Raw genomic sequence first — 16113 nt, forward strand, 5'->3', positions numbered from 1 at the left:
CGAGGTGCGGCTGCTCGCCGACCTCGCCGGCCAGGTCGCGCTGGTGATCGACCGGCAGGAGAAGGACGAGGAGCTGCGCGCCGCCGCCCGCCGCGTGGTCACCGCGCAGGACGCGGCGCGGCGCCGGATCGAGCGCGACCTGCACGACGGCGCCCAGCAGCGCCTGCTCGCCCTGGGGGCCGAGCTCGGCGGCATCGCCCAGCGAACGTCGTCGGCCGACGACGACCTCGCCCGGGCGCGGCGCGGGACCGGCTGCTGGAGGCGACCGCGGAGCTGCGGGTGCTCGCCCGCGGGCTCCACCCGCAGGTGCTCGCTCAGGACGGGCTCGCCGCCGCCCTCGCGTCGCTGGCCGACACCGCGCCGCTCCCGGTCCGCCTCGACCTGCGCCTGCCCGACCGGCTTCCGGCGGAGGTCGAGGCGACGGCGTACTTCCTGGCGAGCGAGGCGGTCACCAACGCCGCACGGCACTCCGGCGCGGGCGTCGTGTGCCTGACCGCGCGCCGCACGCGCGGCGGGCTCGAGGTGGAGGTGGCCGACGACGGGGTCGGTGGCGCCGACGCGAGCCGGGGGAGCGGGCTGCAGGGCCTGGCCGACCGCCTGGCGGTGCTGGGCGCCCGGCTGGTCGTGTCCAGCCCCACGGACGGCGGCACCCGGGTGCGGGCGGTGATCCCGTGCGCGTGATCCTGGCCGACGACGGCGTGCTCTTCCGCGAGGGCCTCGCCCGGCTGCTGCAGGAGGCGGGGGGTGGACGTGGTCGGCCAGGCCGGCGACGCCCCCGGCCTGCCCGCGCTCGTCGAGGCCGACCCTCCCGACGCCGTCGTCGACCTGCGGATGCCCCCTGGCTTCGGCACCGAGGGCATCGACGTCGCGGTCCGGATCCGCGAGGCGCTCCCGCAGGTCGCCGTGATGCTGCTGTCGCAGTACGTCGAGGCGCACCACGCGTTGCGGCTGATGACCGAGTTCGACGGCCGGGTCGGCTACCTGCTCAAGGACCGGGTCTCCGACCCCGCCGTGTTCGCCGGTGACCTGCGCCGCATCACCGCGGGCGAGGTCGTCATCGACGCCGAGCTGGTCACCCGGCTGCTCACCCGACGCCGCGAGCGCGACCCGCTGGAGGCGCTGACCGCCCGCGAGCGGTCGGCGCTCGGGCTGATGGCGCAGGGCCTGTCGAACGTCGCGATCGCCGACGAGCTCTGCCTGAGCCCGAAGACCGTCGAGGCGCACGTCAGCAGCATCTTCACCAAGCTCGACCTGCCGCCGAGCGAGCGGGACAACCGCCGCGTGCTCGCCGTGCTGCGCTTCCTCCGGCAGCAGTAGCCACGAGCGGGTGGGAGCGCACCGGCCCCGTCCCGGTGTCGGTGGTCGCACCTAGGTTGGCGGGATGGACATGAAGCTCGAGCTGGTGATGGTTCCGGTGACCGACGTCGACCGGGCCAAGGAGTTCTACGTGCGGGCCGGTTTCAACGCCGACCACGACCAGACGGTCAGTGAGGAGATCAGGTTCGTGCAGCTCACCCCACCGGGGTCGGGCTGCTCGATCGCGGTCGGCAAGGGCTTGACCGGGATGGCGCCGGGCTCGCTCGACAACCTGCAGATGGTCGTCGCCGACGCCGACGAGACCCATGCCGAGCTGACCGCTCGTGGCATCGACGTCTCGCCCGTCGAGGACCTGGCGTGGGGACGGTTCGTCCGCTTCGCCGACCCCGACGGCAACCGCTGGGCGCTGCAGCAGCTCCCGGACTGGAGCGGGTCGTCGGCTACTGCCCGGTAGCCGGACATATCTCACACCGGCAGTAACCGGGGTCATGTCGCGGTTAGGCTTGACCCTCGTGACTGACTCGCCCCTGACGTTGGCGCAACCCGAGGACGCGCACACGCGCGCCGAGTGGGAGGCCGCCACCGCCGCCGTGCTGCGCAAGACGCGCAAGCTCGGCGACAACGACCCTGACAGCGCCGTGTGGGACAAACTGACCCGCACCACGCTGGACGGCATCGGCATCACGCCGCTGGGCATGCCCGGCGGCGAGCCGACCCCCGTCCGGCCGACCCGGCAGGGGGCGTGGGACATCCGCAGCCTCGTCAGCGGGCCCGACGCGAAGCTCGCCAACGAGGCCGCCCTGGTCGACCTCGACGGCGGCGTCACCAGCCTGTGGCTGGCCGCCGACGAGCAGACCGACGTCGCGGGCGTGCTCGCTGGAGTGCTGCTCGACCTCGCGCCCGTCGTCCTCGACGCCCCGAGCGCGACCACCGCGGTCGCCGAGGCCTTCCTCGCGCTCCCCGGCGCCAAGCACCCCGACAGCAACCTGGGCATCGACCCGCTCGGCGTCATGCTGCGCGAGGTCCCGATCGCCGTGGACGAGGCCGTCGCCGAGCTGCAGGTGCTGGCGCGCAAGGCGCACCAGAACGACGTCCGCGCGATCGTCGTCGACGCCACCGCGGCGCACGACCTCGGCGCCAGCGACGCGCAGGAGCTCGGCTGGTCCATCGCCGCCGGCGTCGCCTACCTGCGCTGGCTCACCGACCACGGGCTCTCCGTCGACGAGGCCGCGGGGCAGCTCGAGTTCCGCTACGCCGCGACCGACGAGCAGTTCCCGACCATCGCCAAGCTGCGCGCCGCCCGCGTCCTGTGGGCTCGCGTGCTCGAGCTGAGCGGCGCCACCGCGACCGGCCAGCGCCAGCACGCCGTCACCAGCCGACCGATGCTCAGCAAGTACGACCCGTACGTGAACATGCTGCGCGGCACGGTCGCTGCCTTCGCGGCCGGCGTCGGCGGCGCGGACGCGGTCACCGTCCTGCCGTTCGACAGCGCCAACGGCCTGCCGGACGCGTTCGGCAGGCGGATCGCGCGCAACGTCAACCACCTGCTCATCGACGAGTCCCACGTCGCCGCCGTCGCCGACCCGGCCGGTGGTGCGTACGCCGTCGAGCAGCTCACCGCCGACCTGGCCGAGGCCGGCTGGGCGGAGTTCCAGCGGCTCGAGCAGGAGTGGGAGAACGGCCACGACTTCGACCCGTTCCGCGCCCGGATCGCCGAGGTGGTCGCGAAGCGCGAGGCGGAGATCGCGCGCCGCAAGCGCCCGGTGACCGGCCTCAGCGAGTTCCCGAACCTCACCGAGGCGCTGCCCGAGCGCGCGCCCGACCCGCTCAACGACCGGGTCCGCCGCTACGGCGCATCCTTCGAGGCGCTGCGCGACGAGCCCGCCGCGAAGCCGGTCTTCCTGGCCACGCTCGGCACCATCGCCCAGCACACCGCCCGGGCCACGTTCATCAGCAACCTGCTCGCCGCCGGCGGCATCGCGGTCGAGCCCGCGGGCGCCACCTCCGGTGTCGAGGACCTCCTGGCGGCCTACCAGGGCCAGCCGGTCGTGTGCCTCGCCGGCACCGACGCGGCCTACGGCGAGTGGGGCGCGGCGGCCATCGCCGCGCTGCGTGAGGCCGGTGCCCAGCACGTGATCATCGCCGGCAAGCCGGACGCCGTGGACGCGGAGGTCGACGACGCCGCTGCCATGGGGGTCGACGCCCTGGCGTTCCTGACTGCGACGAGGGAGAAGTTGGCGTGAGCATCCCCAAGAGCTTCGCGGGCCTGTCGCTCGCCTCCGACCGGGCCGCCACCGGCGCGCCCGACCTCCCGGGCGGCGAGGGCTGGAAGAGCCCCGAGGGCATCGAGGTCAAGCCGTCGTACGGCCCGGCGGACGTCGCCGGCCTGGACGCGCTGGACACCTACCCGGGCCTGAGTCCGTTCCTGCGCGGGCCCTACCCGACGATGTACACCACCCAGCCCTGGACCATCCGGCAGTACGCCGGCTTCTCCACCGCCGAGGAGTCCAACGCCTTCTACCGCCGCAACCTCGCGGCCGGCCAGAAGGGCCTCTCGGTCGCGTTCGACCTCGCGACCCACCGCGGCTACGACTCCGACCACCCGCGCGTGCGCGGTGACGTCGGCATGGCCGGCGTGGCGATCGACTCGATCTACGACACCCGCACCCTGTTCGACGGCATCCCGCTCGACCAGATGTCGGTGTCGATGACGATGAACGGCGCGGTGCTGCCCGTCCTCGCGCTCTACATCGCCGCGGCCGAGGAGCAGGGGGTGAAGCCGGAGCAGCTCTCGGGGACCATCCAGAACGACATCCTCAAGGAGTTCATGGTCCGCAACACCTACATCTACCCGCCGGCGCCGTCGATGCGGATCATCTCCGACATCTTCGCGTTCACCAGCCAGCGGATGCCGCGGTTCAACTCGATCTCGATCTCCGGCTACCACATGCAGGAGGCTGGGGCGACCGCCGACCTCGAGCTGGCCTACACGCTCGCCGACGGCGTCGAGTACATCCGCGCCGGCCTCGAGTCGGGCCTGACCATCGACCAGTTCGCGCCGCGCCTGTCGTTCTTCTGGGCGATCGGCATGAACTTCTACATGGAGGTCGCGAAGATGCGCGCGGCCCGGGCGCTGTGGAGCCGGCTGGTGCGCCAGTTCGACCCGCAGAACCCGAAGTCGCTGTCGCTGCGCACCCACTCGCAGACCTCCGGCTGGTCGCTGACCGCGCAGGACGTCTTCAACAACGTGGGCCGCACCGCGATCGAGGCGATGGCCGCGACCCAGGGCCACACCCAGTCCCTGCACACCAACGCCCTCGACGAGGCGATCGCGCTGCCGACCGACTTCTCGGCCCGCATCGCCCGCAACACCCAGCTGCTGCTGCAGCAGGAGAGCGGCACGACGTTCACGATCGACCCGTGGGCCGGCTCCTACTACGTGGAGAAGCTGACCCACGACCTCGCCGAGCGCGCGTGGGCGCACATCCAGGAGGCCGAGGCCGCCGGAGGCATGGCCGCCGCCATCGAGCAGGGCATCCCGAAGATGCGCATCGAGGAGGCCGCCGCCCGCACCCAGGCGCGGATCGACTCCGGCGCCCAGAAGGTCATCGGCGTCAACACCTACCGGCTCGAGGCCGAGGACCCGCTGGAGGTCCTCAAGGTCGACAACGACGAGGTCTACCGCCAGCAGGTCGCCAAGCTCGAGCGGCTGCGCGCCGAGCGCAACCAGTCCGACGTGGACGCCGCGCTCGAGGCGCTGACCCGCTCCGCCGACACCGGCGACGGCAACCTGCTCGACCTCGCCGTCGCGGCTGCGCGCCACAAGGCGACCGTCGGCGAGATCTCCGCCGCCCTGGAGAAGGTCTACGGTCGCCACCAGGCGGTCATCCGTACGATCAGCGGCGTGTACCGCGACGAGGCCACGGAGGCCGGAGACACCCTGCTCGGCCAGGTGCGCCAGGCGACCGACGAGTTCGCCGAGGCGGAGGGCCGCCGGCCCCGCATCCTGGTCGCCAAGATGGGCCAGGACGGCCACGACCGCGGCCAGAAGGTCGTCGTGTCCGCGTTCGCGGACATGGGCTTCGACGTCGACGTGGGCCCGCTGTTCTCCACCCCCGAGGAGGTCGCGCAGCAGGCGATCGACGCCGACGTGCACATCGTCGGTGTGTCGTCGCTCGCCGCCGGCCACCTCACCCTGCTCCCGGCGCTCAAGGCGGCGCTGGCCGAGCAGGGTCGTGACGACATCATGGTCGTCATCGGAGGCGTGATCCCGCCCGACGACGTACCGACCCTGAAGGAGATGGGCGCCGCGTCCGTCTTCCTGCCGGGCACGGTCATCGCCGAGTCGGCGCTCGACCTCCTCGCCAAGCTCCGCGACACCCTCGGCCACTGACGGCCACGGGATGGACGTCGCGGCCCTGATCGACGGGATCCGCGAGGGCCGGCGCGCGCAGGTCGCGCGCGCCATCACCCTCGTGGAGTCGACCGCGCCCCGCCACCGGGCGGCGGCCCGGGAGCTGCTCACCGAGCTCGCTCCCGGCGCCGACGGCCCGACGGCGGTGCGGGTCGGGATCTCGGGCGTCCCCGGCGTGGGCAAGTCGACCTTCATCGAGTCGCTCGGCGGCCAGCTCACCGCCGGCGGGCACAAGGTCGGCGTGCTCGCCGTGGACCCGTCGTCGGTGCGCACCGGCGGCTCGGTGCTCGGCGACAAGACGCGGATGGCGGAGCTGTCGGCCGACCCGAACGCCTTCATCCGGCCCTCGCCGTCGGCGGGGACGCTCGGGGGAGTGGCCCGCGCGACCAGCCAGGCGATGACGGTCCTCGAGGCCGCCGGGTACGACGTCGTGCTGGTCGAGACCGTCGGCGTCGGCCAGTCCGAGGTGACCGTCGCGGGGATGGTCGACACCTTCCTGTTCCTCACCCTCGCCCGCACCGGCGACCAGCTGCAGGGCATCAAGAAGGGCATCCTCGAGCTCGCCGACGTCATCGCGGTCAACAAGGCCGACGGGGACCGCGAGGGCGAGGCCCGAGCGGCCGCCCGCGAGCTCGCCGGCGCGCTGCGGATGGTGCGCGGCCACCACGAGTGGGCGACCCCCGTCGTCACCTGCTCCGGACTCACCGGCACCCGCGTCGACGAGGTCTGGACCCAGGTCCTCGCGCACCGTGAGCACCTCGGCGACGCCGGGCTCACCCGCAAGCGAGCCCGCCAGCAGCTCGACTTCACCTGGGCCCTCGTGCGCGACGAGCTCGACCAGCGCCTGCGGCACGACCCCGGCGTCCGCGCCGTGCAGGAGGAGGTCCGCGAGGCCGTGCTCTCCGGCGACCTCAGCGCCCCGCTCGCCGCCGACCGGATCCTCGCGGCCTACGACAGCAGGGACGGCTCCGGCCAGTCCTGACCGGCCAGTCCGGCCGACCGCCACTGGTCCGGACATTTGGCGGGCGTTTCGCAAAATTGCGACCGTTCCTCTGACAGGTCTGGTGGGCGACCGCACGATCGTCCGGTCGTCACTCCCGCGACACCTGCCGGCTCGGGTCCGGCAGCCATCCGAGACCCGGAGGTTGCCTGAATGTCCTTCAACCGCCTGCGTCGTGCCCTCGTCGCCACCGGCCTCGCCGCCGCCGTGGCCGGCACGACCCTGGTCCCCAGCACCGCGGCCGCACCGGTCGCCACGCCGGTGGCCAAGAACCTGTTCAGCCCGCTCAGCGTGGCCGTCGGCGGCGACGGCACGCTGTACTACACCGAGAACTTCGCCGGGAATCTGTGGATGAAGAAGCCCGGCAAGCCCCGCAAGGTGCTCTACTCCGCCCCGGAGGCCGAGGTCGGCGGCGTGTCCGTCGAGGGCATGACCGTCTACTTCATCCGCAACGCCAAGGTGATGAAGAAGGTCGGCTCCAACCGCGCCAAGCTCCTCGCCGACCTGGGCGCCTACGAGGCCGCCCGCAACCCCGACAAGGACGTCCGCTACGGCGCGGTCGGCCTCTCCCCGGAGTGCGCGGACTCCTGGCCCACCGGGGAGGGCTCCTTGCCGCTGTCCTACACCGGCATCGTCGAGTCCCACCCGTACGCCACGGCCGTCCACAAGGGCGTCGTCTACGTCGCCGACGCTGCCGCCAACGCGGTGTTCCGGATCCGCGACGGCAAGGTGAGCACGACCGTCCTGCTGCCCGCCGTGCCGGTCAAGATCACCCCCGAGGTCGCCGAGGAGGCCGGCCTGCCCGACTGCGCGATCGGGGCGACGTACCGCTTCGAGGGCGTGCCGACCGACGTCGAGGTCCACGACCGGAAGCTCTACATCAGCGGCCTGCCCGGTGGTCCCGAGGACGGCACCGCGCCCGGCTCGGTCTACCGCTACGACCTGGTGAAGAAGACCCGCAAGAAGATCCTCACCGACCTCGTCGCCGCCACCGGCGTCGGCGTCGGTCCCGACGGATCGGTCTACGTCAGCGAGCTGTTCGCCGGCAAGGTCACCCGGTTGAGCCCGACCGGCCACCGCTCGACCTTCCGCCGCATGGTGCTCCCGGCCGCCGTCGAGGTGGCCCGGGGCAGGCTGTGGGTCACCGAGAACGTGCTGAGCGGCTTCGAGCCCGGCGAGGCGCCCGCCGGCAAGGTCGTCCGCTACACCCGCTGAGCACACGCACCGGGCGTCCCGTCCCCTGACGGGGCGTCCGGTGCGCTGGCCGGACGGCGTAGGTTGGGACCGTGGCCCTCCGTGAGACCTCCGACCTGCTGGCGCTCGTCGCCTCGGTCGTCGACAAGTACGACGACGACCTGGTGGAGCTGCGCCGCGACCTCCACCGGCACCCGGAGCTGGCGTGGCAGGAGCAGCGCACCGTCGAGCGCCTCGTCGAGCGCCTCGAGGGCACCGGCTGGCGGCTCACCCGGACCCCACGCTCCGGCCTCGTCGCCGACATCGGCGACCGCGGCCCGATCGTCGCGCTGCGCGCCGACCTCGACGCCCTGCCGGTCGACGACCTGACCACCGACCCGTGGCGCAGCACAGTCCCCGGCGCCGCCCACGCCTGCGGCCACGACGTCCACGTCGCCGCCCTCGTCGGCGCCGCGCACGCCATCGCCGAGCTCCACCAGCAGGGCCTGCTCGCCGGCCGCGTCCGCCTGCTCTTCCAGCCCGCCGAGGAGGTCATGCCCGGCGGTGCGAAGCACCTGATCAGCCACGGCGCCCTCGAGGGCGTGCAGCGCATCTTCGCCCTGCACTGCGACCCCTCGGTCGACGTGGGCGCGGTCGGCGTGCGCCCCGGTGCCATCACCAGCGCGGCCGACCGCATCGACGTACGCCTCGAGGGCAACGGCGGCCACACCTCCCGGCCGCACCTCACCGGCGACCTCACCTTCGCGCTCGCGAAGATCACCAGCGAGCTGCCCGCGGTCCTGAGCCGCCGGATGGACCCGCGCGCCGGGGTCAGCGTCGTGTGGGGCGTCCTGCGAGCCGGCTCCGCCCCCAACGTCATCCCCGACCGCGGCATCGCCAGCGGCACCGTCCGCATCCTCGAGGCCGGGGCCTGGGCGTCCTGCGAGCCGGTCGTGCGCGAGGCCGTCCTCGACATCGTCCGCCCCTACGGCATCACCGCCACCGTCGACTACCTGCAGGGCGTCCCGCCCGTCGTCAACGACGGCGTCTGCACCGCGATGGTCGCCACCGCCGCCGACGAGCTCCTCGGCCCCCACCACCGCACCGAGGTCGAGCAGAGCCTCGGCGGCGAGGACTTCGGGTGGTACCTCGAGGACGTCCCCGGCGCCATGTTCCGCCTCGGCACCCGCACCCCCGGCGGCGCCCGCTTCGACCTCCACCAGGGCGACTTCGAGGTCGACGAGCTCGCCATCGGCTACGGCGCGAAGATGCTGGCCGGGGTCGCTGTCGTCGCGCTCGCGGCCGGGTGAGGAATCACCTCTTCGGCGCGCTGGGAATCACCGCCTAGGCGGTGATTCCCGAACTTGTTGACCGCTGCAGCCGCCAACAAGTACCAGAAGCGGCCAACAAGTACCACCGCTGGGGCCGGCTCAGGAGGCCCGTCGACGGCGTTCGCGCTGGACGGATGCGATGAACTCACGGAGACGACGCGCGAGGCGTTCGGGGTCCGCAAGGTCGGACCACGTGATCCGGAAGCACCGCCACCCGGTCAGCTCGGCCACCAGCTGCTCGCGTTGCTTCTCCCGTACGACGACATCGGCCGGGGACTCGCCCGGGCGCAGGTACTTCTCGTACTTCGCCCGACCGTCGAACTCGATCCACACCCCGAGGTCGGGCAAGGCGAAGTCGAGGCGGGCCACCTCCACGCCCCGGTCGACCACCCCGTACTGCGCGGTGGCCCGCGGGAAGCCGTGCTGGAACATGAAGTACTCGGTGCGACTCTCGCCGACCGACTCGACACACGGGTTCGCCAGCCGCAGCACGACATCGGTCGCCAGCGTGTGGGGCCAACGATCCATCGTGAGCTCGTAGCGTCCCCAGAGCTCCTCGAGGACCACGTCGCCGCGATGGAGGAGGTGGTTCACGACGACGAGCCCGGCCTCGGCGGAGCCGAGCATCGTCGCCTCGAGTGCGGCCCGGACCGGTGACATGACCAGCAGACCGTGCGTCTCGTGCACGTCACCGGGCAGCAGGCGACCACGGTGGCGGCGGACCCCCCGCTCCCGTCGGCCGCCGAAGCCGTCCTCGCGCGTGACGTGCACCTCGGACAGGTCGAGGCCCCACAGCGGTGCATCGAGGAAGGGGAGCGCGGAGACGTGGCTCAGGACGACCTCCGTGTGGGCCTGCGCGAAGACGGCGCGGCAGCGTACGGCGTACTGCTGCTCCTGCGACAGGGTCTCCCAGGTCGGTCCGTCGCAATAGGCGCCGCGACGGGGACGGGCGAGGATCCCTCGGCGGACGCTTCGCGCGAGGGATTCGTCGGTGTGGCCAAGCGTGAGGAGCTCGCCGCGCAGGGCCAGCGGGGTGAGGCGCGGGTCGTCGGGAGGCAGGTCCATCGGCACAGGATGCATGCCGAGGACGCTCCACCGCTGAGACGAGCTCCGGGCCTGTGGACAGCCGCCTGCCGAGGAGGCTACTTGGTGGCCGCTTCCTGGACTTAGAGGCTTCTGCAGCGGCCAACAAGTCCAGGAATCGCCGCCTAGGCGGTGATTCCCGGGCCGGACCCAGCCACCCCGATCAACCCTTCCGGTACGGCACCCCGTCCGCGGCAGGGGCGCGGGAGTGGCCGACGAGGCCGGCGACGGCGATGATCGTGACGACGTACGGCAGCATCAGCATGAACTGGCTGGGCACGGGGGAGCCGATGACCGACAGCACGCCGGAGAGGTTCGTCGCGAAGCCGAAGAGCAGGGCGGCGAGGGTGGCGCGGATCGGGTCCCAGCGGCCGAAGATGACCGCCGCGAGGGCGATGTAGCCGGCGCCGCCGGTCATCTCCTCGCCGAACTGCGGCACCGAGACCAGCGTGTACGTCGCCCCGCCGATGCCGGCGATCAGGCCGGCGATGATGAGGGTGGTGTAGCGGGTGCGGTTGACCTTGATGCCGACGGTGTCCGCGGCCTTGGGGTGCTCGCCGACGGCGCGCACGCGCAGGCCCCACTTGGTGCGGTAGAGCGCCCACGCGACGAGGCCGACGCCGACGTACATGATGTAGACGAGGATGGTCTGGCGGAACAGCACGGGGCCGATGATCGGGATCTCGCCGAGCAGCGGGATCGGGATCCGGCTGAAGTGCGGCGGGTCGTTGAGGCCGGTCGGGTTCTCGGTCATGACCTGGCCGAAGAGGAAGCTGGTCAGGCCGATCACGAGGACGTTGAGGACGACGCCGACGATGACCTGGTCGACGAAGTAGTTGATCGCGAAGAACGCGAGCACCAGCGCGACCAGCGCTCCGGCGCACATTGCGGCGACCAGGCCGCCCCACGGGGAGCCGACGATGGTGCCGAACATCGCGGCGGCGAAGGCGCCGAAGAGGAGCTGGCCGTCGATGGCGATGTTGACGACGCCCGCCCGCTCGCCGAGCACGCCGCCGAGGGCGCCGAAGACGAGCGGGACGGCGAGCGCGATGGAGCCGCTGAGCAGGCCGACCATCGGCACCGCCTCGCCGGCCGCGGCCCAGGCCAGGAAGCCGACCACGGCGAGCACGGCGAACACCGCGACCAGCCACAGCGGCGTACGACGGTTGCGGGATGCCAGCAGCGTGGACGCCGCCGTGCACACGGCCAGCAGCACGATCACCGTCGCGAGCGACGGCGTCGAGGGGACGGTGATCTCCGGCAGCTCGAACAGGTCGGTGTCGGCGGCGATGCGGAAGGTGGTGTCGCCCTCGCGGGACTTGAACGCCAGCAGCAGCGCGACCAGGACGGTCACGACGCCGAAGACGATCGGCGTCTTGAGCAGGCCCTTGGTGGACGTGACGACGGGGGCGTCGGGGTCCGGGACGAACGGCGTCTTCTCGGTCAGCGTGGTCATGCCGTCGCTCCCTTCGGCAGTCGGAAGATCGCCCTGACCAGCGGTGGGGCGGCGATGAACAGGACGATCAGGGACTGGATGACCAGCACGATCTCGACCGGGATGCCCTCCGCGGCGGCCATCGAGAAGCCACCGGCCTTGAGGGCGCCGAACAGCAGGCCGGCCGCGAGGATGCCGACCGGTCGCGAGCGGCCGAGCAGCGCGACGGTGATCGCGTCGAAGCCGATGCCGGCGTCGAGGTCGACGGTGACGCCGCTGGTGGCGGTGCCGAGCACCTGGTTGACGCCGGCGAGGCCGACGAGCGCACCGGCGATGAGCATCACGGTCGTGTACGTGCGACCGACGTGGATGCCGGACGCGCGGGCTGCCTCGGGGTTCTCGCCGACGGCACGGAACCGGAAGCCGAGCGCGGACTTGTTGAGCAGCCACCACACGAACGCGACGGCGACCAGGGCCAGCACGAACCCGGCGTGCAGGTTGAAGTCCTCACCCAGCAGCTTCGGCAGCTTCGCCGACTCCGGCATCGCCTCCGACTTCGGGTTGCCCGAGCCCGGCGCCTGCAGCAGGCCCTGGCGCGAGAGTGCGTAGAAGACGAGGTAGAAGCCGACGTAGTTGAGCATGATCGTGACGATCACCTCGTGCGCGCCGGTGCGGGCCTTGAGGAAGCCGGCGAGGCCGGCCCACAGGGCACCGGCGACGGCGCCGGCGAGCACGGCGAGCGGCAGGTGCAGCACGAGCGGCAGGTCGACGGTCACGGCGACCCAGCCGGCGGCTGCGCCGGCGAGCAGCATCTGGCCGCGGCCACCGATGTTGAACAGCCCGGCGCGGAACGCGAGTCCGACGCCGAGGCCGGCGAGGATCAGCGGGCCGGAGTACTTCAGGGTCTCGGTCAGCGGCCGGATGCGGCGGTCGAAGCCCTCGACGTTGGTGTTGTAGATCGAGCCGCGGAACAGCGCGGTGTAGGCGTCGACGACCGCGTCGCGCACGGCGTAGAAGAAGTCGCTGGGCCGGGCGCCGATGTAGCCGGCGGACTCCCGGACCGTCTCGTCGGTCAGCAGGATCATCAGCGAGCCGACGACCACCGCGAGGAAGACCGAGAGGACCGAGACCAGCAGGCTGCCGGTGGCGATCTCGCGGAACACCTCGCGCCAGCGACTCGACGGCTCCGGCGGGGTGTCACCGCCCGACGCCGGTGCGGAGCCGGCGCCAGCGCCACCCCCGGACGACTCGGGCTCGGGCTCGGGGGAGCCGTCCTGGGGCACCGACGGCCACGGGCCGGAGGGGGCCTTCTCCAGGGACGGTCCGGGCTCCGGCGCGGAGCCGCCGCCTCCCGGGGTCTCGGGGGTCTGGGGCGTCTCGTCGTTCACGCCACGACTCCTTCCGGCCGCTCGCCGGCCATCATCAGCCCGAGCGTCTCCCTCGGGGTGTCGGCCGGGACGATCCCGACGACCTGGCCGCGGTAGAGGACCATGATCCGGTCGGAGAGCGCGACGATCTCGTCGAGCTCGGTGGAGACCAGGAGCACCGGGACCCCGCGGTCGCGGGTCGCCACGATCTGCTTGTGGATGAACTCGATGGAGCCCACGTCGACGCCGCGGGTCGGCTGCGCGGCGACCAGCAGGCGCAGGTCGCGGGACAGCTCGCGGGCGACGACGACCTTCTGCTGGTTGCCGCCGGAGAGCTGGCCGGCGGTCGCGTGGATGCCGGAGGCGCGCACGTCGTACTCGACGAGCTTCTCCTCGGCGAACGCCTCCAGCACCTTGCGCTTGATCGTGCCCATCCCGACGAAGGGCTCGCCGTGGCTGCGGTTGAGCATGAGGTTCTCGGCGATGGTCATGCCGGCCACGAGCCCGTCGACCTGGCGGTCCTCGGGGACGAAGCCGACACCGGCGTCGAGGACCTTGCGCACCGAGCGGCCGACGAGCTGGCGCCCGTCGAGCTCGATCGAGCCGGTGACGTCGGACTGCAGGCCGAGGACGGCCTCGGTGAGCTCGGTCTGGCCGTTGCCCTGGACGCCTGCGACGCCGAGCACCTCACCGGCGGCGATCGAGAAGGTGATGCCGTCGAGGTGGACGTGGCCGGTGTCGTCGACGACCCGCAGGTCCGTGACGGTGAGCGCGGCCGGTCCGGGCTGCGCCGGGTCCTTCTGCACGGTGAGCTCGACGGGGCGGCCGACCATGAGGGCAGCGAGCTCGGCGTTGGTGGCGCTGGGGGAGGCCTCGCCGACGACGGCGCCGCGGCGGATCACGGTGATCCGGTCGGCGATCGCGCGGACCTCGCGCAGCTTGTGGCTGATGAAGACGATGGCCGTCCCGGACTCCCGGAGCTGGCGCATGATCTCCATGAGCTCGTCGGTCTCCTGCGGTGTCAGCACCGCGGTCGGCTCGTCGAAGACGAGGACGCGGGCGTCGCGGGAGAGCGCCTTGATGATCTCGACGCGCTGCTGGACGCCGACCGGGAGGGTCTCGACGACCGCGTCGGGGTCGACGTCGAACCCGAAGCGCTCGGAGATCTCGCGCACCCGGGCGCGCGCGGCGTCGATGTCGAGCTGGCCGGCGAATCCGGTCGCCTCGTTGCCGAGCATGACGTTCTCGGCGACGGTGAAGACCGGGATGAGCATGAAGTGCTGGTGCACCATGCCGATGCCGGCGGCCATCGCGTCGCCGGGGCCCGTCATCTCCAGCGGCTTGCCGTCGAGGAGGATCTCGCCCTCGTCGGCCTGGTAGAGGCCGTAGAGCACGTTCATCAGGGTCGACTTGCCGGCCCCGTTCTCACCCAGGAGGGCGTGGATCTCGCCCTCGTTGACGGTGAGCGAGATGCGGTCGTTGGCGACCAGGGGGCCGAAGCGCTTCGTGATGCCCCTGAGTTCGAGCGTCATGGGCCGATCCTCTCCGAGCGGGCGGGCAGATGCCAGCAGCGGGGCCGTGCGCCGCGGGCGGGACTGCCGGCGGGCGGCCGGCAGGACTGCGGGCGGGGGTGCTGGCGGGCTGCCAGCGAGGTGCTGGCGGAAGCAGTCCGGGGGAGGTCGGTTGCGGGAACCGACCTCCCCCGGACGTTGCTTGCCGGTACTACTGGTTGAGGTACGACGTGACCGGGATCGAGCCGTCGATGATGCCGGCCTTCACCTCGTCGAGCTCGGCCTGGAGGCTGTCCGAGATCTTGTCCTCGAAGTTGTGGAACGAGGCGATGCCGACGCCGTCGTTCTCCAGCGTGCCGATGTAGGCCTCGGCGTCGAACTCGTCCTGACCAGCGGCCACGACGGCCTCGAAGGTGGACTGCTTCATGTTCTTCAGGATCGAGGTGAACACGACGTCCTGCGTGTTCGGGTCGGTCTCGAAGAAGTCGGCGTCCACGCCGACCAGCGCGATGTCCTTGCCGGAGTCCTCGATGGCGGTGAGCGCACCCTGGTAAATCGGGCCGCCGACCGGCAGGATCACGTCGGCGTTCTGCGCGATGATCTGCTTGGCGGTGTTGGTGGCCTTCTCGTTGGCGTCGAAGCCGCCGGTGAAGGTGCCCTTGTCGCCGCCCTGGAAGCCGACCAGCTTGACGTCCTTGCCCTTCTCCTTGGCGTAGTACTCGACGCCCTGCTTGAAGCCGTCCATGAAGATGGTGACGGTCGGGAACGGCTGGCCGCCGTACGTGCCGACGACGCCGGTCTTCGTGTAGTCAGCCGCGGCGTAGCCCGCGAGGAACGCGGCCTGGGCCGTGTCGTACAGGATCGGCTTGATGTTCTCCGCGTCCTTGGTGCCGTCGAAGTCGTTGTCGGCCGCGTCGTCGATGAGGATGTACTCGATGTCGGGGTTCTGCTTGGCCGACTCGACGGTCGCGGCGGAGAGGGCGAAGCCCACCGTCACGATCGCGTCACAGCCCTGGGCGACGAAGTTCTCGAGCGCGCCCGCGTAGTCGTTCTCGTTCTTGGACTCGAACTCCTTGAACTCGCTGTTGAGCTCCTCGGCCGCCTCCTTCACGCCCTCGTAGCTGAGCTGGTTGAACGACTTGTCGTCGAAGCCGCCGGCGTCGGACAGGATGCAGGGGAGGAAGTCGCTCTTCTCCTCGGCCGACTCCTCCGGCGCGTCGCCGCACGCGGCCAGGCCGGCGCTCGCGATCAGGGCAACGGCGGCAGCAGCCGACGTCCTCTTCCAGGTCTTCACAAATTCCTCCAGATCGACGCCCGGCACGCTGGCAGGGCTGGTGACGGCGGGTGGTTCCGGTGCATCCTCACCCACCGGGCCCGGCTCGGGAAGCACATTCGGCGAAACGGTTATCAACTTGGGACATTTGCTCCGGGTGGCCGGTCTGGCCGACGATCCTCGCGCGCAGGTGGGGGCCGACGAGTAGG

The 16113-nt window shown here is 71.9% G+C and carries 14 protein-coding genes; 9 read left to right on the forward strand and 5 right to left on the reverse strand.

Annotation, left to right across the window (positions count from 1 at the left end; genetic code table 11):
• Window positions 1-94: 94 nt before the first annotated feature.
• The 9 genes from NOCJ54_RS30635 (at window position 95) to NOCJ54_RS0100700 (ending at window position 9214) form a co-directional block, all read left to right on the forward strand.
• A complete protein-coding gene (locus tag NOCJ54_RS30635) occupies window positions 95-493 on the forward strand; it encodes a histidine kinase (protein WP_442937257.1) in 399 nt (132 codons plus the stop codon).
• Window positions 484-681: a hypothetical protein gene (locus NOCJ54_RS30640; protein ID WP_084254837.1), complete on the forward strand. Its 198-nt coding sequence runs from the start codon at window positions 484-486 to the stop codon at window positions 679-681. Before NOCJ54_RS30635 ends, NOCJ54_RS30640 begins: the two co-directional genes overlap by 10 nt.
• A gap of 63 nt (window positions 682-744) precedes the next feature.
• Window positions 745-1317, forward strand: coding sequence for a response regulator transcription factor (locus NOCJ54_RS23175; RefSeq protein ID WP_232221638.1), 573 nt, complete (start codon window positions 745-747; stop codon window positions 1315-1317).
• 64 nt (window positions 1318-1381) lie between these two features.
• Window positions 1382-1771: a VOC family protein gene (locus tag NOCJ54_RS0100675; RefSeq protein WP_028653906.1), complete on the forward strand. Its 390-nt coding sequence runs from the start codon at window positions 1382-1384 to the stop codon at window positions 1769-1771.
• Window positions 1772-1829: 58 nt separating this feature from the next.
• A complete protein-coding gene (locus NOCJ54_RS0100680) occupies window positions 1830-3560 on the forward strand; it encodes a methylmalonyl-CoA mutase family protein (protein ID WP_232221639.1) in 1731 nt (576 codons plus the stop codon).
• A gap of 23 nt (window positions 3561-3583) precedes the next feature.
• Window positions 3584-5710: a methylmalonyl-CoA mutase gene (gene scpA / locus NOCJ54_RS0100685; RefSeq protein ID WP_396954675.1), complete on the forward strand. Its 2127-nt coding sequence runs from the start codon at window positions 3584-3586 to the stop codon at window positions 5708-5710.
• A gap of 10 nt (window positions 5711-5720) precedes the next feature.
• Complete coding sequence (meaB, locus tag NOCJ54_RS0100690) at window positions 5721-6713, forward strand: methylmalonyl Co-A mutase-associated GTPase MeaB (RefSeq protein WP_028653909.1); 993 nt, start codon at window positions 5721-5723, stop codon at window positions 6711-6713.
• Between the two features lie 171 nt (window positions 6714-6884).
• Entirely contained in the window at window positions 6885-7946 is a 1062-nt protein-coding gene (locus NOCJ54_RS27895; RefSeq protein ID WP_051485322.1) for a ScyD/ScyE family protein, read from the forward strand.
• A 71-nt stretch (window positions 7947-8017) separates the two neighbouring features.
• A complete protein-coding gene (locus NOCJ54_RS0100700) occupies window positions 8018-9214 on the forward strand; it encodes an amidohydrolase (protein ID WP_028653910.1) in 1197 nt (398 codons plus the stop codon).
• A gap of 120 nt (window positions 9215-9334) precedes the next feature.
• On the opposite strand, the gene NOCJ54_RS0100705 is transcribed toward NOCJ54_RS0100700, so the two are convergent.
• The 5 genes from NOCJ54_RS0100705 to NOCJ54_RS0100725 form a co-directional block, all read right to left on the reverse strand.
• Complete coding sequence (locus NOCJ54_RS0100705; RefSeq protein ID WP_028653911.1) at window positions 9335-10300, reverse strand: hypothetical protein; 966 nt, start codon at window positions 10298-10300, stop codon at window positions 9335-9337.
• Window positions 10301-10481: 181 nt separating this feature from the next.
• Window positions 10482-11774, reverse strand: a complete 1293-nt coding sequence (locus tag NOCJ54_RS0100710; protein WP_028653912.1) for an ABC transporter permease — start codon at window positions 11772-11774, stop codon at window positions 10482-10484.
• Entirely contained in the window at window positions 11771-13141 is a 1371-nt protein-coding gene (locus tag NOCJ54_RS23185) for an ABC transporter permease (RefSeq protein WP_232221640.1), read from the reverse strand. The genes NOCJ54_RS0100710 and NOCJ54_RS23185 overlap by 4 nt, the downstream gene beginning before the upstream one ends.
• Window positions 13138-14652 (reverse strand): ABC transporter ATP-binding protein, encoded by a 1515-nt coding sequence (locus NOCJ54_RS0100720; protein ID WP_028653913.1) that lies wholly within the window; start codon window positions 14650-14652, stop codon window positions 13138-13140. Before NOCJ54_RS0100720 ends, NOCJ54_RS23185 begins: the two co-directional genes overlap by 4 nt.
• Window positions 14653-14842: 190 nt before the next feature.
• A complete protein-coding gene (locus tag NOCJ54_RS0100725) occupies window positions 14843-15925 on the reverse strand; it encodes a BMP family lipoprotein (RefSeq protein ID WP_028653914.1) in 1083 nt (360 codons plus the stop codon).
• Window positions 15926-16113 lie beyond the last annotated feature (188 nt).

This window comes from Nocardioides sp. J54, from assembly GCF_000519005.1.
Taxonomy (GTDB): Bacteria; Actinomycetota; Actinomycetes; order Propionibacteriales; family Nocardioidaceae; genus Nocardioides.